The following is a 19,487-nucleotide window of genomic DNA, read 5'->3' as shown; positions in this document are numbered from 1 at the left end:
AGATTGGGTAAAAAATACACAAATTTATGCTTCAAAATAAGGTTAAACCCTTGATTTTACTGGAATAAATTCAATGGCATAAGTCTTGCTTTTTCTGTACAAAATAAAATCAAACTAAAAGTACAATCAATTAAGCAGATTCAATATGAAAAGCGAAGCCATTACTTCAGAGCAATTATACTCTTCTAAAAACAATATTAGCATCAATGAAAATAATTTTGCTAATTCAATCTTTCAAATGAATATTGAGGCATTAAGGAATACTTTTTCGCCTTATGCAAAAATCGAAGAATTTCTTAATAGGACTTTTGAAAATGTTTCCCAAATGAATGTCATTGTTTTGACAGGAACTTTTCTTTTGATGTTTACAGGAGCCTTTTTAGTATATGATTTGCAACCAGAATTTGAAGCATTCAATCTATCGAGAATGGAATCGACTTTAGGTTTAGGATTTCTAATCATCACTACTGCATTATTGGCTTTCAAGGCCAGTTTTTTCCTTTACAAAGGCTATTTGTATTTAAAATATAAGCCAATCGAATCGGTATCGGATGAACTGTTGCCAACCACTACGGTAATTGTTCCGGCATATAACGAAGGAAAATTGGTTTATCAGACCTTATTGAGCATTGATGCAAGTGATTTTCCAGAAACCAAATTACAATTGCTTGCGATTGATGACGGAAGTAAGGATGATACTTGGTATTGGATGCAACAAGCGAAAAAGGAGCTGGGTGATAGATTGACCATACTTCAACAACCGAAAAATCAAGGTAAACGTCATGCACTTTACAGAGGTTTCAACCTTGGAACTGGAGATGTTTTTGTAACGATTGATAGCGATTCTATTGTTAAGCCTGACACTTTGAGGAACTTGGTTAGTCCTTTCGTGACCAATGAGAATTGTGGGGCTGTTGCTGGAAATGTTCGTGTCTTGAACAATAAAAAAGCCATACTTCCTAAAATGCTGAACGTGAGTTTTGTGATGAGTTTTGAATTTGTCCGTTCTGCAGAAAGCATGCTGGGTTCTGTACTTTGTACGCCAGGAGCTTTGGCCGCCTACCGTAAGACAGCCGTTTTTGCTTGTTTGCCAGAATGGATCGACCAAAAATTTATGGGGCAACCTTCGGATATTGGAGAAGACAGAGCCATGACCAATATGATTTTAAAACAAGGACACCATGTGTTATTCCAGAAGAATGCCTACGTTTTGACAGATGTTCCTGAACAATACAAAGGTTTGTATAAAATGTTTATCAGATGGGGAAGAAGCAATGTTCGTGAAAACTTGATGATGGCAAAATTTGTCTTCAAGAATTTCAGAAAAGAGTCTAAATTTGGAGCAAGATTATTGTTCCTGAGTCAATTCCTAACGATTGCTATGACAATTCCGTTCTTGTTATTTATGCTTTTCTTTGTTGCAATGCATCCGATTTTATTTGTAAGTTCAACCTTGTTGGGAATATTAATCGTGTCGAGTTTTCCGGTATTGTTTTATGCGAAGAAGCATAATTTATCGGAAGCATTATGGGCCTATTCTTATAGTATATTATACACTTTCGGATTGTTCTGGATTGGAACCTATTCCATCCTAACAGCTGCAAAAAGCGGTTGGCTGACTAGGGAATTACCACAAAAAAACTAACTCAACTTTCTATATATTTATCAGAAGCCACTTTGCGAAGTGGCTTTTGGTTTTAATAATACATTCTGAAATCGAGCATCTTGCAAACTGTGTAATGTTTTTCATGCAACGCTTCTACAATCTCTACCAAGTCATCTTCTTCCTGACAAAGACCAAAAAATACCTTGTCAAGTTGGATGCTGGTAAGTTGATTAGAAACTTCCCCATAGCCTGAAATGGCTCTAGCTCCAGTAACATCAAGAAAATATTGGGCTTCATCATTGGTCAAGTCCAAAGGCTTGGCATTGGCAAAATGAATGATCTTGCCTTTCATTTTTCCCTCGAAAATTTCGGCAATTTCTTCCAGGCTGTAATAATAATTGTTGAGGCAGATGTTGTTTTCTTCCCCAGTCATCACGAGATAAATGATTTCGTAATTCTTGAAGTTATGGTCCTCATAAAGCAAAACGCCAAGACTTTCCTCAAGTCCTTCGATGGTGTCACAGGTTTTATAAATGCTGTCGATTCCTGTAACCAGTGCTAATTGTTCTAGGTTTTGCAGGATTTCGGTTGTGGTTTCTGTTTCTATATCGGGAACTGCTTCGAGGCAGAAGATGAATTTGTCTTGGTTCATAAAATGAATGTAGGGAATTTTACAAAGGTAAAAAAAAGGGAAATGCATTTTAAGGATTCAGGAACGACAGGTAGTTAAATTTAGATTAAACATTTCCTTATCTTTATCGAAACAAAAAATCAACAGATGAAAAAAACAATCCTATCCATTTCAATTGCACTTTTACTTTTTTCCTGTGATAAAAAAGAGAATACCGCAACTGATGCAAATACTGATAAAAAATTTGATGCCTACAAAGAATATTTTGTAGAAGGCTTATGGAAATTATATCCAGATTGGGCGGCCAATAAAGGGTATCACAAATACGACAGTGTTTTGGTGATTCCCAATGCCGACTTTGAAAAACAAGTACTTGAAATTTCCAAGGCACAACTGGATTCACTTTCGAAATATGATTTGGAAAGCCTTTCGGACAACAACAAGACGGATTTTTATATGATGAAAAATCTATTAGAAAGTTCAATTTTTTCTATAAATGAAATAAAATCATCCGAATGGGATCCTTCAGTCTATAATGTTGGTGGAGTTTTTGCTGAAATCTTAAATGGAAATTACGATTCGTTGGACAACAGGCTCCGTAATTTCAACTTAAAGATGAACAACATTCCCGCCTATTATGAAGCAGCAAAAGCGAACATTAAAAATCCAACTCTTGAACACACGGAATTGGCGATTGCACAGAATCTTGGAGGAATTTCTGTTTTTGAAGTCGATTTGAAAACGGCTTTGGAGAAAAGCAAATTACCTCAAGCAGAAAAAGAGCAAATAGTTGCAAAAGCAAAATTATCCGTAAAAGCGATTCAGGATTATGCTTCGTGGTTGCAAAAACTGGAAAACAAGACACCACGTTCGTTTCGCCTAGGAAAAGAATTGTATGCCAAGAAGTTTGATCTAGATATACAATCAGGTTATAGTGCCGAAGAAATCTACCAAAAAGCCATCTCACAGAAAAAGGAATTGCACGACAAGATGTTCACACTTGCCGATAAATTATGGTCGAAATATTTAGGGAATGCTCCGAAACCTACTGATAAATTGGCTCTAATCAAGCAAGTGATCGACAAGATTTCGTTACAACATACCACTCCTGAAAAATTCCAATCGGAGATAGAAAAGCAGATTCCAGAATTGACAGCTTATGTGAAGGAGAAAGATTTGCTATACATCGACCCATCGAAACCATTGGTGGTAAGGAAAGAACCGGATTATATGGCAGGTGTTGCTGGAGCTTCGATTTCGGCACCTGGACCTTATGACAAAAATGCCAATACCTACTACAATGTTGGAAGTCTTTCGGGTTGGTCTAAAGAAGAATCGGAAAGTTATTTGAGAGAATACAACGATTATATTTTGCAGATTTTGAACATCCACGAAGCAATTCCGGGACATTATACCCAATTGGTCTACAGCAATCAATCGCCAAGCATCATCAAGGCAATCCTTGGAAACGGAGCTATGATTGAGGGTTGGGCGGTTTATACCGAAAGAATGATGCTGGAAAGCGGTTATAAAAACTCCGACGAAATGTGGCTGATGTATTACAAATGGAACTTGAGAACGGTTTGCAACACGATTTTGGACAACAGTGTTCACACAAGAAATATGTCGAAAGAAGAAGCACTTAATCTATTAACCAAAGAAGCGTTCCAGCAAACGGCAGAAGCAGAAGGAAAATGGAGACGTGTCACTTTATCACAAGTGCAATTGTGTTCGTATTTTACGGGTTATACCGAGATTTATGATTTCAGGGAGGAATTGAAAAAGGAGCAAGGGGAAGCCTTCAACCTGAAAAAATTCCATGAAAAATTCTTGAGTTATGGTAGTGCTCCTGTGAAGTATATCAAGGAATTAATGTTGAAAGACAAGAAATAAACCAAATATTTAAAACATTAAAACCCTGCAATTTGCAGGGTTTTCTATTCATAAAGGTTCTGTTCTAGCTTAATTCTCAAAAGTATTTCCTTGCTTGATATCGCCTGTTTCAAAACCTCTCTTGAACCAAAACATCCTTTCTTCCGAAGTTCCGTGGGTGAAAGAATCCGGAACAACCTGACCTTGCATCTTTTTTTGGATGGCGTCGTCTCCAACGGCATTTGCGGCACTCAAAGCTTCTTCAATATCTCCGGGCTCAAGCATTTGTGTCATTTTTTGATTGTGATGTGTCCAAACTCCGGCATAAAAATCGGCTTGCAATTCTAAAGCAACAGAAAGCTTGTTCGCTTCCTTTTGGCTCATGCCTTGTTGCATTTCACGGACTTTTCCAGAAGTTCCCAAAAGCGTTTGAACGTGGTGTCCGATTTCGTGAGCCACAACATAAGCCACAGCAAAATCGCCTCCTTGGGCTCCAAATTTGGTTTTCAATTCCTTGAAGAAATCCATATCCATATACACTTTCTGATCACCCGGACAATAAAAAGGTCCCGATGCTGAAGTGGCTCCACCACAAGCGGTTTCAACTTGTCCGGTAAACAGAACAAGGTTTGGTTCTTTGTAAGTCATTCCGTTTTCACGGAAAATCTTGCCCCAAACTTCTTCATTGTCAGCTAATAGGACACTTATGAATTTACCTGTTTCAATTTCTTCGGGTGTCAATTCTCTTTCTGTTTGAGGTCCTTGTTGCTGGTTGAGCTGTTCGATTACAGGAACTAAATTCTGTGCATCCTGTCCTCCAAACATTGTAATCAAAAGGATGATTACCCCAATTATACCACCTCCGACCACTACTTTTCCGCCAGACATTCCTCTTCTGTCTTCGAGATTACCACTTTCTCTTCTTCCTTGCCATTTCATAACTTATGTTTTTAATTTTTTTCAGCACCTCTGTTTTTTGTCCATTTCAAGATTACCTCTTCTAAAGCAATTCGAATAATCGGCTTTGTAATATAGTCGTCCATACCTGCTTCCAGACAATTTTCTTTTTCACCTTTTACAGTACCCGCTGTCAAGGCAATGATTGGCGTATTTTTTCCAGCTTCGGTCAGACGGATCACTTTTGTGGCTTCATAACCGTTCATGACAGGCATTTGAATATCCATCAAAACAATATCCGGATGAATTTCTTCAAATTGCCTAACTGCTTCGCTGCCATCTGTTGCTTCGTGAAGTAGGACATCAGGAAACAAACTTTTCAATATGGTTCGCGTTAGCAACATGTTTATCTTATTGTCTTCAACTACAAGAATTTTTGTATTTGAATTTAAAGCTACGTTATTTTTTTTAGATTCCATCATTTTTATTTCTTGTTCAAATTCCGTTTGATTAGTTGTTTTTAACGTCAGGTCAAAATAGAAATTACTACCCTGATTGATTTCGCTTTCGAGTTGTAATTTACTATCCATTAAATTTAGGAGTTGATTTGAAATTGTGAGCCCCAAGCCCGTTCCTCCAAATTTTCTTGTCGTTGAATTGTCTTCTTGCGAAAATGCCCTGAAAATCTTTTCTTGGTTTTGGTTTGCAATTCCAATTCCAGTATCGATGACCGAAAAGCGTATTGTTTTTTGAATATCGTTGGTATTTTCAATCACTGAAACCTTTAATTCAATCGAACCGTTAATGGTGAATTTTATGGCATTACTTAAAAGGTTCAATAAAATTTGCTTTACCCTAACAGAATCAAACCAAACATAAATTGGAATTTCAGAATCGATATTGATCCTGAGGCCCAATTTTTTATGGTCGGATTCAAAACGAATCAAATCTATCACTTGTTTCAAAATTTCATAGATGTCGTTTCTTCTAATGTCCAGCTCTAGTTTTCCGGCTTCAATCTTAGAAAAATCAAGTATATTGTTAACGATATCTAATAGCGAATTGGCAGATTCATTGATGGTTAGCATATATTTTTCCTGTGTTGGCTGAAGTTCGGTTTTAATCAAAAGATCCGTAAAACCAATTATACCATTCAAAGGCGTTCGGATTTCGTGGCTCATGTTGGCCAAAAACTCGGACTTTGCCTTATTGGCAGATTCCGCCATTTCCTTTGCAATGATAGCAGATTCGGCTTCTTTCCTTTCGGTTATATCAATCAGAATTCCTTCAATGTAATTGATTTTGCCTTCTTTCGTAATGACATCTCCAAATTCTTCCACCCAAATATAATTTCCGTTTTTGTTTTTTATACGATAAGTAAAACGGAAAGCTTCTTGATTTTCTAAAGCAACTTTTGTGGCCGATTGAATCCGTTCTTTATCATCATCATGAATCAGATCGATAATATTCAGCTTGTTTTCCAGAAAATAGGATTTCTCATAACCAGTTAGTTTTTCAATCTCATCATTGATGTAAATCTTGGTGTTGTTTACATCATTTTCATATAAATAAACAGTTCCTGGGATATTATTGGCAAGGAGTTTAAACTTTTCCTCGCTTTCATAAATAGTATTTTCATTTATTTTCCGTTCTATAACTGCCGAAATATTATTGGCAAGTGTTTGAAGTATATTGATTTCATCATCGGTCCATTCTCTTTCGTTGTTGCAATCATCAAAACCAATAAAACCTGAAAAAGTGTCTTTGTAATAAATGGGCAAAATAAGAATTGATTTGATTTCATTTGCAACAAGCAAATCCTTCAGGAAACCATTTTCAAGATTTGCAATAATAGCATTCAGTGGTTTTTTATTATTTGCGGATTCAATTATTTCTTTGAATTTTTCATGATTAAAAAATTGCAGTTTGGTAATCTGAAGTACAACATTCTCGTTGGCCCATTTGTATTTTTGATGTATCAGATTGGTTTTAAAGTCATTTTCATAATAGTAAATGTGATCTGCTTTTGTGGCCTTCCCAATAATTTCAAAGGTTTCCGAAAACATATCATTAGAGCTTTTGCTCAACAGAAATTTTTCGGTGCATAAAGCCAAAGCCGAAAGCAAATCACTTTTGTATTCTAACTTTTTCTCGGCATTCAAACGCATTTGCGACTCTATTGCCAAGGAAATAATATCCGAAATTGATCGTACAAAATTAATGTCCTCGTTGTCCCAGAATTTTTTCTCATTATAGGTTTCAAAGCACAAAACACCTTGAATCTGACCATTTTGGATGATGCAAACATCCATCATCGATTTTATTTTGTTGTCCGTATAATATTCATTGAAGAAGATATCATCAATATTTTTCATCGAAATATCCGATGCAATGATAATCTTGTTTTTTTCAAGATTATCGAAATAATGTGGTGCATCCTTCTTTTCGAAAATCTGACCATCCGAAAAAGAATCTGATTTCAAATCATAAAACGTATGGCAGATTAATTTATTAGGGAAATAATCCCAATAGCTGACCCTGTCTACACCCGTATCAATTGAGGCATTTTTTAGAACAAGCTCTATTATGCTTTTTATGTTGTTAAAACTAGCGAAATTTGTAGTGGATAATTTATTGATTGTTGCATTGTATTTCTGGATTTTGATCTGACGGTTTTGGTTTTCAAATTCTATGTTTTTCAACACCGTAATATCTCGTGCAATGCCTGAATAGCCTGTGATTTCTCCTAAATGATTCCGCAGGATGATTACTTTTTGAGACACCCATATTTCTGAACCGTCTTTTCTAATTAGGGGTAGCTCGATTGTTGGGAAATCATTTTCATTCTCAATAAGATTCTCATAGAATTCCATGGATTTTTCCCGATAATCTTCATGAATAAATTCCGAATAATTTCTCGAAATAATTTCTTCTTTGCTGTATCCTAAATGAGAGATTGTAAAATCATTGATGAAGGTAAAGTTGCCATCAACATCTGTTTCGAAGATAATATCAGTAGCCGTTTGGATTAAATTTTTATATTGATTCTGAATTTTATATTGATCGGTAACTTCTTGCCCGACACTTATAATGAGGTTTTTGTTGTATTTTTTATTCTTCCATTGGATGTATTTGAATGCTCCATTTTTGCTTTTTAATTTCTGAATATGTAAATCTTCTTCCAGGCTGTTTGCCGTATTTTCTAGATTGATGACTTCACTACTTTCTGTTAATTCCCAAAATTTCAATCCCATGATTTCTTCAGGCCTGTAGCCTAGAACAGAAATTATTATATCGTTGCAATAGGTTAATTCGCCGTTGGTATTGGTGCCAATTATTAAAGTATTTCCTTTATTGACAATGTCGTCTGCAAAAAGCAATCTTTCTTGTGAATTTAAAATAGCAATATGCCTGATGTAATGGATCAGGACAATAAACATGAAAGAATACAGGAAGATGATCAGTAAATCGGTTCGAATCAAGCCAAACAAATAAAGTGCGAAGAAAACAGACATAAAAACAATTACAAAACCCCAATATTTCCGCAAGGAATAAAATACGTTTGGAGCAAAAAAGAACATGATGATAAGTTCCGCAAATGTTATCAATTCAAAGGGGAAATAGCAGAGTTTGAAAATCGTATAACTCAACAAGAATACATAAGTTGAAACAAAAATGTTCTGGAAATAGCGTTGAACAAAGGTTATCTTATCACTAATAAAATAAAGGAAAAGCAAAAAAAGACCAATCGATGTATTCTCTATAAACTCGCTCTTGAGTCGTATTTTGAATATTTCGAGCAATAATTCGGTGATTGGAAATATCATTCCAAAGAAAATCAGGTAAATCCTGTATTGCTCTATATTGGTCTTGTTTTCAGAAAAATTGGATATGAAATCTTTATTATAATAGGAGATCCTTTTTAGTATCGTTAGGAAAATTATAGAAGTAACTGTGGCAACTATCAGAACAAACCACCAATTGAAATAGAATGGCGTATCAACATTAAAACCATTTAAATGGTTTGTAATTGGATGGTTTTTGTCAGGAAAATCGTTTTGAATTATTTTGTATTCGAAATTTTTGGAACTAAATAAAGGGTTAGAAAATAGAAGTGTCTGGCAATGGCAATTTGCTTCAATGTTCATAAATAGTAAAAAAAGCAAAAAATACCTGTTGAATGAGAACATAAAACAACTTGGGGTTAGTTTAATAATTATTTCTCGGGAAAATAACTAGAGTAAATATAGGAAAAAATAGCGATTCAAGATAAAGTGCCTTCTTCAAAAAAAAACATTCCAGAATCTATGTCAGATAATGGAATGTTTTATTTTTAAGTTCGAATTCTAATATTCAGAAGAACCAATTTCGTCAAGCTCGTCTTTTTCATCCATCGGGAAGGCGTTTCTAAAAATGATATATTGTGCTGAAATAAAAATAGGAAGGGTAAAAAAGAGACCAATGCAGAATGCGAAAAATCCTAGCAGAGCACAAATGAAGAAGACGATCATCAGCAAAATAATAATCCAGAAACGTTTAGATACCGTTATGATACTTGCTTTTATAGCATCCATCGCGGTAAGATCTCCAAAAATTATATATGGAATTGTAAGAAGTGTCAATATTGTTATTGCTAATGAAATGATGATGGATAAAAATGTAAGGACAAGTGTTAGCGTCACGTCAAAAAAGTAAAGCTGACTGATTTGCATCAAGATTCCAAATCCCGATGAAGCAAGAATTATTAAAGCCGTGGCCAAAAATAAAGGTGCGAAGTGCTTGGTTTTATAATGCATAAAAGCGGTTGAAAACTCAAATTCTCTCTTGGTTTCTGCATTATGGGCAACTTGCAACAATCCGGCAGATATTGGGGCAATCAAGGCATAAATTAGCGTTTGTGCCGCTAAATTTACCAGCAATGCTGTGGCCCCAAAACCTCCACCACTATATTCTGTTAGATAATCGGTAAAGCTAAATGCAAGTCCTAAAACGCCAACAATTCCCATTCCCACAACAAAAAAAAGTAGGGTCAATAGCAAAATAACCGCACCCGACAACAATGCTATTTTTTTATAATTTTCAAATGTTTGGCTAATAACTTCACCAATGTCAAGACGATATCCCTGTCTTTTAATTTCTTCTACTTTCTGTAATGTTGATTTCATTTAACTTTTTAAGGTATATTTTTAGTTCGTTTTTAATCGGGTATGAAGATAAAAATTTTATATCCATTTCAGAATTTTTTTAATGCTTTTCAATTTGTTTTTATATGGTGCATATCGGAACGGAATATCGAGCCAGTTTGCTTTTTTGACAATTGCCTTTTTATGCGAAAATGTATCAAAGCTCAATTTGCCGTGATAGGCACCGATGCCTGAATTTCCAACACCACCAAAAGGAAGCCTCCGGTTAGAGAAATGCACCACCGTATCATTGACGCAACCTCCACCAAAGGAATACTGCTGGATTATCTTTTCGGCGAAAGCATTGTCTTCTGTGAAAACATACAAGGAAAGTGGCTTTTCGGATTTAGAGATAATTCGTTTTAAATCGTCATTGCTATTATAGGAAAGAATCGGCAATATTGGTCCGAAGATTTCGTCTTTCATGACGGCACTCTCCAGATTTGGTTCGTCAATCAGAGTAGGAGAGAGGTAATTTTCATCTTCATTATGGCTTCCGCCGAAAGCAATATCTTGAAATTCCATCAAGCCCATCAGTCTTTTCCAATGGTCTTTATTGATGATTCTTGCAAAATCAGGAGATTGTTCGGGATTTTCGCCATAAGCATTGATGATTTCCTTTTTAAGTAACGATATGAATTTATTTTTGATGCTTTGCTTGACCAAAAGATAATCTGGAGCAATACAAGTTTGACCCGCATTGATGAATTTTCCCCAAACAATTCTTTTTGTCGCCAAATCCAAATTCGCTGTGTCATCGATTATGCACGGATTTTTCCCTCCAAGTTCTAATGTTACAGGTGTTAGATATTCTGCAGCAGCCTTATAAACAATTTTTCCAACGGCTACACTTCCAGTAAAAAATATATAATCCCAACGTTTTTTTAACAACTCTTCAGATAATCTTGCATCGCCCAAAACTGCAATAACGTGTTTTGGATCAAAAGTTTCCCTGATGATTTTAGAGATTAGGCTTGAGGTGTTTGGAGTAAGCTCGGACGGTTTTAGTGTAACTTTATTTCCTGCAGCAACTGCCGCAATCAACGGACACAATGCAAGCTGAAATGGATAATTCCAAGGAGAAATAATCAAAGTATTCCCGTAAGGTTCGCTGTAAATATATTCTTTTGAAGGAAAGTTCAAAAAAGAGGGCAAAACCTTTTTAGGTTTTGCCCAGCTATTGATATTGTTTATGGTATATTTCAAATCATCGAGAACGATGTTTGTTTCGGTAACGAAAGTTTCAAAGGCAGGTTTCTTAAAATCTTTGTATAAAGCTTCGGTAATTTCATTTTCATACAACTTGATTGTATATAAAAGCTTTATTAAGGATTGTTTCCTGAAATTGATGTTGTTTTTATAATCCATCTTAAAATTATTGGTACTGCAAGTTAATTTTAAAATTCGGATTAGGCAATCAACTCTTTACAAGAAACCAAATCTAAATCCAAAGTAGGCATCAGCCTGTTTGCTATCGTTTGTTACAGCCGTTATAATTGAACTTGATCCTAGGAAAAAGCCACCCAATCGGAAACCTATGCCAGCCGTTGTGCCAGAGATTTCGTTGTTTCCTATCGGAAGAAAAGCTTCAAATGGTCCAAGATTGACTCTAGGTGTGATGGAGAATGAATTATGTGCTGTAATTTGGTCGTCGTTCTCGTTGTCTCCCATTCGTTGTTGCATAAAAAAGGTTACTGATAATTTCGAGATTACTTTTAGATCCGCATAAAGATTAAAAACGGTTGGAAGCTTTACTTTAATGTCATTTTTGTCTTCTTTTTTTGTAAAATATTCCGGGTGAGATAATAATATGTCTTCAATGTCGTCTAGTCCTTCCACATCGTTAAATTCATTCAAGTCCAAGCCCGCATTTGGCCCGTCCGGATCATTAATGTTCAAACTATAGTTAGCGGAAAGATTATCATCTCCTTTGAAAGTCATGCTTCCGATATTTTTTACAGAAGCACCAACTTTTAGTTTATAGCCATTACCAATGCTATTTTTTAACTGATAATCAAAACCAAAATCAGTAGCCATACCATTTAGATTCCCAAATAAGGAACTTGTGTAATCACTTGAATCAGAGAAGCTTTCGCCAAAATTTCCAGAATAGGCAATATTCAAATTTCCGCTTGCATTATTCAACCTGTTTTCGGTAAGGCTGGTATTGATATCACCTTTAAAGTTGCCTAAACCCATATTTGCATAAGATCCAGGAAACAATAGTTTTAAGGTTAGTCCTCCATTAATTCTGTTTTTATCATTTTCCCATAATTTTCGTGCAACTGAAAAACCTAATTCTCCCCAGATAGTCGCATTCACGCGTTGGTTTCCATTGTTGTTGATGGCTTTTGTAACCAATTCTACTGCATCTGCATCGTTTACAATTGCATCACCCAATTCTGACTCAAGATTGATAACGTTTGCCTTAATATGAGCTTTGGAAGTAACGGCAAAACCCCAGTTTAGTAATTTAAAAGCAACACCAGGCAATGCAATTTCTGAATCTAAACTGAAATCCACATTGTCGCTTCCAGAAAATAATTTACTTTCAATATCATTTCCGTCAATTATATCGCTAAACCCGACTTTGTTGTTTGAAACATGGATACTTGCTGCAAAAATCTGCACCTCAAATTTGCTGTTCAAATTGGAAAATTCGGAAGGGTTCATATTTCCGTTCAGGATACCAACCCTTTTTGAAGTGGTTATTCCTGAAAAATGCTCTTGTCCATAACTTGATACAAAGGCAAGAGAACATACTAATAGCGTAATTTTTTTCATAGGGGTAAAATGTTTTTGTTGCATCAAATATAAAACAAATTAATATTTAATTAACATCTATTTTACAAAATACCTAATAGTAGGTAGATGATATCCCTAATAAAATATCACTTTAAGTAATTATGAAAGGTTTTGCTTTTTGAGAGAGAACGACAAAAATCTTATACGTTTTTCCAAACCACTTCATCGGGAACTGGAGCCGTTATGCTCAATTCTTCCCTAGAAACAGGATGTATAAAAACCAATTTTCTGGCATGAAGATGGATTCCTCCGTCAGGATTGCTTCGGTCAAAGCCATATTTTAAATCGCCTTTAATTGGAGAACCAATGGCTGATAATTGAGCTCGAATTTGGTGGTGTCTTCCCGTATGCAAATTGATTTCTAAAGCAAAATAATTGTTCAGTTCCTTGATGATTTTATAATCCAAACTTGCGATTTTGCTGTCCGGAACTTCTCGCGAATGTGCTTTTGAGGTATTGTTTTTCTCGTTCCTTTTCAGATAATGAACGAGTTTGGCTTCTTTTTCGGCAGGTTTATTTTTCACAACAGCCCAATAGGTTTTTTGGGTTTCCCGGTTTGCAAACAATTCGTTCAATCGTGTCAATGCCTTTGAAGTCCTGGCAAAAACTACAATTCCAGTAGTTGGTCGGTCAAGCCGATGAACCACTCCAAGGAAAACTTCACCAGGTTTATTGTATTTGTCTTTGATGTATTCCTTCACGACTTCACTCAAAGGTTTGTCGCCCGTTTTGTCGCCTTGAACAATATCGCCAACACGCTTATTGATGACAATGATATGATTGTCTTCGTGTAGAATCTGTAGGTTGTTTTTATCGGAAACTATTTTCATTACCAAATTATCAAATTACCAAATTTTCTAATCTGATTAATATTGTTCTTTTTCATTTTAATATTGTTCTTTTTCATTCGGAAAATCACTGCTTTTCACATCCGCCACATATTGGCCAATTGCAGTGGTCATTCCTTCATATAAATCCATATAACGCCTTAAAAATCTCGGACTAAATTCATTGTTCATACCCAACATATCGTGAATAACTAAAACTTGCCCATCAACACCACCACCAGCACCAATTCCGATAACGGGAATGGCAATACTTTTAGCTACTTTTTCTGCCAAATGAGCTGGAATTTTTTCTAAAACCAAAGCAAAGCAACCGATTCTTTCCAACAGTTTTGCATCTTCAATCAACTTTTCTGCTTCTTCTTCTTCCTTTGCACGAACCGTATAAGTTCCGAATTTATAGATGGATTGTGGCGTCAATCCTAAATGTCCCATAACTGGAATTCCTGCATTCAATATTTTTTTTATAGAATCTTTGATTTCGCTTCCGCCTTCCAATTTCACGGCGTGACCACCGCTTTCTTTCATGATTCTGATCGATGAACGAAGTGCTTCTTTTGGATCCGATTGATAGCTTCCAAAAGGTAAATCTACAACAACCAAAGCCCTAGAAATCGCCCTAACGACGCTCGAAGCATGATAAATCATCTGGTCTAAAGTAATTGGTAAAGTTGTTTCGTGGCCCGCCATCACATTCGAAGCTGAATCTCCAACCAAAATTACATCTACACCAGCCGTATCAACGATTTTTGCCATTGTAAAATCATAAGCCGTCAGCATCGAAATCTTTTCGCCATTGGCTTTCATTTCAATTAACGATTTGGTCGTGATTCTTTTATAATCTTTTTTAGCTACAGACATTTCAATTTAGGATTTTAGTCCCGAAGCTTCGGGATCGGATTTTTAGATTTCTGAATTTTTAATTTTTAATTTTTCAGAAGCTGTAAATGTACAAAATTGCTTTTGGTAAGGCTGTAACATCGAATGCGTTTTTTAGCTAACTTTACAATACTATTTTTTAAATATCTAATTATGAGAAAGTTGATTTTAATACTGCTGTTTTTTACTTTTCAGTTTGCAAATGCTCAACAAGCTGATGTAAAGAAAGTTATTGAAGAATTTTTTGTGGCTTTTCACGCAAAAGACACCATCAAGATCAAGGATTTTTGTGATGATAAAATGATGTTGAAAATCATAGAAGAAAATAAGAATCAAGTTTTTACGGAATCTTTTTCAGATTTTTTGAAATCAATTGCAGGTGCTCCAAAAGACATGAAGTTTCAAGAAAATTTATTGTCTTATGACATAAAAATCGATGGAAAATTGGCTTCCGTTTGGTCTCCTTACGAGTTTTATATAAATGGGAAATTAAGCCACAAAGGCGTTGATGTTTTTCAATTGTTTTATGATGAAAAGCAATGGAAAATTATAAGTTTGATTTATAATATCCGATGATTATCTATTTCGTGACAATGAGTTCCTCCTAACAATCCGCCATATTAACAGCAATCGCAAGTCCGCCTTCAGAAGTTTCCTTATATTTATTGTTCATATCCTTTGCCGTTTCCCACATCGTATTGATTACCTTGTCCAAAGGAACTTTTGCATTTTCAGGATCAGTTTCCAATGCAAGTTCTGCCGCATTTATCGCCTTAATGGCTCCCATAGTGTTTCTTTCGATACAAGGAATTTGAACCAAACCGCCAATCGGGTCACAGGTCAATCCCAAATGATGTTCCATTGCAATTTCGGCAGCCATTAAAACTTGAGCAGGTTTTCCACCCATCAATTCACACAAGGCCGCCGCCGCCATAGCCGATGAAACGCCAATTTCGGCCTGACAACCTCCCATAGCGGCAGAAATTGTTGCTCCTTTTTTAAAGATACTGCCAATTTCACCCGCAACCATCAGAAATTGCTTGATTTCTTTTTCAGTGGCTTGATGGTTTTCAATTACCATATAATACATCAAAACTGCAGGAATAACTCCGGCACTTCCGTTGGTTGGAGCCGTTACAACTCGGCCTAGAGCCGCATTCACTTCATTAACGGCCAAGGCAAAACAGCTTACCCATTTTAGAATCTGACGAAACTTCACTTCGGTTAATCTAATGCATTCAAGCCATTCTTGAGGTGTGTTATAGTTGGCCAAGCCAATGAGATTCTGATGCATGTCAAAAGCACGACGGCGAACGTTCAATCCCCCAGGAAGAATCCCTTCTGAATGACAGCCGATGTACATGCATTCGAGCATGGTGTTCCAAATTCGCATCAATTCGGTATGGATTTCTTCTTCAGAACGCATCGATTTTTCATTTTCATATACGATTTCAGAAATGCTTTTGTTTTCGGAAATAGTATAATCTAGAAGTTCAACCGCATTTTGAATCGGAAAAGGAAATGCACATTTGATTTCAATTTTCTTTTTTGCGTTTACACGTTCTTCTTTCACTACAAAACCACCACCGATAGAGTAGAAGGTAGAGGCATATTCTTTGTCATCCTTTGTAGAGGCGGTAAAAGTGAGGCCATTTGCATGAAATGGAAGGAAGTTTTTATTGAAGACAATGTCTTGGAGAAACGAAAAAGGAATAAGAACCTCATTGCCGAGATTGATTTCATTGTTGTTTTCAATCGATTTTATAATGCTATCGATATTTTGAATAGGAATGTATTCAGGATCCTGACCGCTCAAACCAAGCATTACAGCCAAATCAGTCGCGTGGCCTTTTCCTGTTAAGGAAAGCGAACCATATAAATCGACTTTTACTCTATCTATATTTTGAAGTAAATTCTCGTCTCTCAATTCTGCTAAAAAGCGTTCTGCGGCACGCCAAGGTCCAAGCGTATGTGAGCTTGAAGGTCCGACACCAATTTTAAGCATATCAAAAACAGAAATACATTCTTCCATAATCATAACAATTTTATACCGCAAATATAGACGTATAATAGTTTATTTTTTAATAGTTCAGATTGAAATTTTGATGAATTAATAAAAGAAGGATATGGAAATTGTTTAATCTATAAAATCTCAAACCTCAAATGTATCCGTGGTTATTTTTTATGCGTTAGTTTGATTTTGAAATATACCCATATATAGGTATTTTTTGGATGTTCTATCAGATGTAAGTTTGCTGAACACTAAAACGAAAAATTATGAAAAGAAATTATTTAACGATAGCAATGTTATTCTTGTTCACTGTAACACTATCTTCCTGTAATAAGGACGATGATTCAAAAGGAGAAGGGGAAACAACGGATGAATTGGTGGGACAAGATGGAAATCCAAGATTCAACCTGCAATTTACCAATCCAGAAAATGTAGATTTAGATCTATATGTACAGACACCAAGCGGTGCCATTATTTTTTATGGCAATCTTTCTGCTGATCAAGGAACATTAGATGTTGATTGCTTGTGTGAAGATTGTCCTCAAGGTCCAAATGAGAATATTTTCTGGGAAAACGGAACAGCACCTTCAGGAACCTATAAGTTTTGGGTAGACTATTTTGGAGCTTGCAATGAAGATGGAGCATCTTCTAATTTTACATTAAGAGTAGTTAGAAACGGTGTCGTATTGCAAACCAAAACTGGAACCATGAATGCAGAAGGAACAACGCAGCAATGGACGTTCGAGCACGAAAATTGATTTATGCTTAATTTGAAAGTAAAAAGGGTTCAACCTGAACCCTTTTTATTTATTTGAAATAAGAAAAAGTTTCCTCATCCTTCATATTAAGCAACGTTTCATAAATCAATTTGATTACGTTTTCTACGTCGTCACGGTGCACCATTTCCACGGTTGTATGCATATATCGTAAAGGCAGCGAAATCAAAGCCGATGCAACTCCACCATTGCTGTAAGCAAAAGCATCGGTGTCTGTTCCAGTAACTCTCGAAGAAGCCAAACGCTGAAAAGGAATTTTATTGTTTTCGGCAGTATCAATGATCAAATCTCTCAAGTTGTTTTGAACAGCTGGTGCATAAGTAATAACCGGACCTTTTCCGATTTGGATTTCACCTTCAATCTTCTTATTGATCATTGGAGTAGTGGTATCGTGGCAAACATCGGTTACAATGGCTACATTTGGCTTGATGGTTTTCGTAATCATTTCAGCACCACGAAGCCCAACTTCTTCCTGAACAGAATTGGTGATATACAATCCGAAAGGTAATTTCTTTTTATTCTCGTGAAGCAAACGCGCCACTTCGGCAATCATAAAGCCCCCCATTCGGTTGTCAATCGCACGGCAAACAAATTTATCATCGTTCATAATCATAAATTCGTCAGGATAAGTGATTACACAGCCAACATGAACGCCTTTTGCTTCAACCTGCTCTTTAGTATCACAACCTATATCTATGAACAAATTATCAATCTTTGCATTTTCTTCCTTGTCACGATTTCTCGTATGGATAGCCGGCCATCCAAAAACACCTTTTACTATTCCTTTTTTAGTATGTATGTTTACTCTCTTTGAAGGAGCAATCTGATGATCGGATCCACCATTTCTAATAACATATATCAAACCGTTATCCGTAATATAATTCACATACCAGGAAATTTCATCCGCATGTCCTTCAATCACTACCTTATAAGGAGCATCTGGGTTTATTACACCAACAGCCGTTCCATAAGTATCCGTTATAAAGGTATCTACATAAGGTTTCAAATAATTCATCCAAAGTTTTTGCCCTTCTGCTTCAAATCCTGTCGGAGATGCATTGTTTAAATATTCTTCTAAAAAGGAAAGCGATGATTCATTTAGTATCGATTTTGTACTCATAAAATAAATTTTTCGCTAAATTATCAATTTGGCATTACACTTGTATATATATAATGTATAATTTTGACCTAATAAATTCCCAACTCAATGAAGCTGATAAAAAGTCTACTGTTTATAATCACATTCACATTAGCAACAATTGCAACCGCACAGGAAGATAAAAGGGACGACTACCTTAAAGAACAGGACACACTTGGTGAACCAATACTATTAGAAGAGGTAATCATCAATCCCAATCAGATAAAAATTGACGAAGACGCAAAAAAAAGATTCCTTATCTTGCAAAGGAGAGTATATAAGGTATATCCTTATGCAAAAACAGCTTCCGAAAGACTCACACAGTTAAATAAAGGTATGGCCAGCCTGAAAACCAATAAGGAAAAGAAAAAGTATTTCAAGATCACCGAAAAATACATCACCGAAGAATTCGAGGTACAATTAAAGAAGCTCTCACGAAAAGACGGACAGATTCTCGTAAAGCTAATCCATCGTCAAACAGGAAACACAACATTCGATTTAATAAAGGATTTAAAATCAGGATGGAAAGCATTTGTGTCCAACACAACCGCAAAGCTTTTCGACATAGAGCTCAAAACAAAATACGACCCAATGGAAGTAAACGAGGACTATCTTATCGAAACCATCCTCAACAGAGCCTTCAAAAACAAACGCCTAGTAGAACAGCAATCCGCATTTCCCATCAACTATGAGGATGTATCCGACCATTGGATTGAAAAACTATCAAAACCAAAACAACAAAAAGAATAACACAATATATATAGGTACTATAATTTCTACCTAATATATAATGTGCAAAATTATCATGAGCGAACCTTCGGGCTTCCAATAGGTCCATTTTCCC

Annotated in this window: 15 protein-coding genes; 5 read left to right on the top strand and 10 right to left on the bottom strand. The window is 35.8% G+C overall.

Annotated features, from left to right (window positions below; genetic code table 11):
* Window positions 1-145: 145 nt before the first annotated feature.
* Window positions 146-1,645 (top strand): glycosyltransferase family 2 protein, encoded by a 1,500-nt coding sequence (locus J2X31_RS16580; protein WP_310028336.1) that lies wholly within the window; start codon window positions 146-148, stop codon window positions 1,643-1,645.
* A 52-nt stretch (window positions 1,646-1,697) separates the two neighbouring features.
* Here J2X31_RS16580 and J2X31_RS16575 read toward each other — a convergent pair whose 3' ends face one another.
* A complete protein-coding gene (locus J2X31_RS16575) occupies window positions 1,698-2,258 on the bottom strand; it encodes a DUF6642 family protein (RefSeq protein ID WP_310028334.1) in 561 nt (186 codons plus the stop codon).
* A 126-nt stretch (window positions 2,259-2,384) separates the two neighbouring features.
* Here J2X31_RS16575 and J2X31_RS16570 point away from each other — a divergent pair, with 126 nt between their 5' ends.
* Complete coding sequence (locus J2X31_RS16570) at window positions 2,385-4,130, top strand: DUF885 domain-containing protein (RefSeq protein ID WP_310028330.1); 1,746 nt, start codon at window positions 2,385-2,387, stop codon at window positions 4,128-4,130.
* Window positions 4,131-4,199: 69 nt separating this feature from the next.
* Here the strand turns inward: J2X31_RS16570 and ypfJ are convergent, their stop codons facing one another.
* From ypfJ to panB, 7 genes are all read right to left on the bottom strand, one after another.
* Window positions 4,200-5,048 (bottom strand): KPN_02809 family neutral zinc metallopeptidase, encoded by an 849-nt coding sequence (ypfJ, locus tag J2X31_RS16565; RefSeq protein WP_310028327.1) that lies wholly within the window; start codon window positions 5,046-5,048, stop codon window positions 4,200-4,202.
* Between the two features lie 11 nt (window positions 5,049-5,059).
* Window positions 5,060-9,154, bottom strand: a complete 4,095-nt coding sequence (locus J2X31_RS16560) for a PAS domain S-box protein (RefSeq protein WP_310028325.1) — start codon at window positions 9,152-9,154, stop codon at window positions 5,060-5,062.
* A gap of 198 nt (window positions 9,155-9,352) precedes the next feature.
* A complete protein-coding gene (locus tag J2X31_RS16555; protein WP_310028322.1) occupies window positions 9,353-10,171 on the bottom strand; it encodes a DUF2189 domain-containing protein in 819 nt (272 codons plus the stop codon).
* 57 nt (window positions 10,172-10,228) lie between these two features.
* The gene (locus tag J2X31_RS16550; protein ID WP_310028320.1) at window positions 10,229-11,557 is read right to left on the bottom strand and encodes an aldehyde dehydrogenase; all 1,329 of its coding nucleotides are present in this window, start codon (window positions 11,555-11,557) and stop codon (window positions 10,229-10,231) included.
* A 57-nt stretch (window positions 11,558-11,614) separates the two neighbouring features.
* Entirely contained in the window at window positions 11,615-12,973 is a 1,359-nt protein-coding gene (locus tag J2X31_RS16545; RefSeq protein WP_310028319.1) for a DUF5723 family protein, read from the bottom strand.
* Window positions 12,974-13,134: 161 nt separating this feature from the next.
* Entirely contained in the window at window positions 13,135-13,824 is a 690-nt protein-coding gene (locus J2X31_RS16540; protein WP_310028316.1) for an RluA family pseudouridine synthase, read from the bottom strand.
* Window positions 13,825-13,881: 57 nt separating this feature from the next.
* The gene (gene panB, locus J2X31_RS16535) at window positions 13,882-14,700 is read right to left on the bottom strand and encodes a 3-methyl-2-oxobutanoate hydroxymethyltransferase (protein WP_310028313.1); all 819 of its coding nucleotides are present in this window, start codon (window positions 14,698-14,700) and stop codon (window positions 13,882-13,884) included.
* Between the two features lie 171 nt (window positions 14,701-14,871).
* Here panB and J2X31_RS16530 point away from each other — a divergent pair, with 171 nt between their 5' ends.
* Complete coding sequence (locus J2X31_RS16530; protein ID WP_310028312.1) at window positions 14,872-15,294, top strand: nuclear transport factor 2 family protein; 423 nt, start codon at window positions 14,872-14,874, stop codon at window positions 15,292-15,294.
* A 28-nt stretch (window positions 15,295-15,322) separates the two neighbouring features.
* Here the strand turns inward: J2X31_RS16530 and J2X31_RS16525 are convergent, their stop codons facing one another.
* Window positions 15,323-16,750, bottom strand: a complete 1,428-nt coding sequence (locus J2X31_RS16525) for an L-serine ammonia-lyase (RefSeq protein WP_310028309.1) — start codon at window positions 16,748-16,750, stop codon at window positions 15,323-15,325.
* A 245-nt stretch (window positions 16,751-16,995) separates the two neighbouring features.
* On the opposite strand from J2X31_RS16525, the gene J2X31_RS16520 reads away from it, so the two are divergent.
* Window positions 16,996-17,487 carry a DUF2135 domain-containing protein gene (locus tag J2X31_RS16520; RefSeq protein WP_310028307.1) on the top strand — a complete coding sequence of 164 codons (492 nt, stop codon included), beginning with the start codon at window positions 16,996-16,998 and terminating at the stop codon, window positions 17,485-17,487.
* A 49-nt stretch (window positions 17,488-17,536) separates the two neighbouring features.
* Here the strand turns inward: J2X31_RS16520 and J2X31_RS16515 are convergent, their stop codons facing one another.
* Window positions 17,537-18,625, bottom strand: a complete 1,089-nt coding sequence (locus J2X31_RS16515; RefSeq protein ID WP_310028305.1) for a M42 family metallopeptidase — start codon at window positions 18,623-18,625, stop codon at window positions 17,537-17,539.
* A gap of 87 nt (window positions 18,626-18,712) precedes the next feature.
* Between J2X31_RS16515 and J2X31_RS16510 the strand changes: the two genes are divergently transcribed.
* On the top strand, window positions 18,713-19,393 hold the full coding sequence (locus tag J2X31_RS16510; protein WP_310028303.1) for a DUF4294 domain-containing protein: 681 nt from the start codon (window positions 18,713-18,715) through the stop codon (window positions 19,391-19,393).
* The last annotated feature ends 94 nt before the right edge of the window (window positions 19,394-19,487 follow it).

Source organism: Flavobacterium arsenatis (assembly GCF_031456785.1).
In the GTDB taxonomy this organism is placed as follows: Bacteria; Bacteroidota; Bacteroidia; order Flavobacteriales; family Flavobacteriaceae; genus Flavobacterium; species Flavobacterium arsenatis.
Note: the sequence above shows the minus strand (reverse complement) of the source record. Positions and strands in the feature narration are given on the sequence as shown.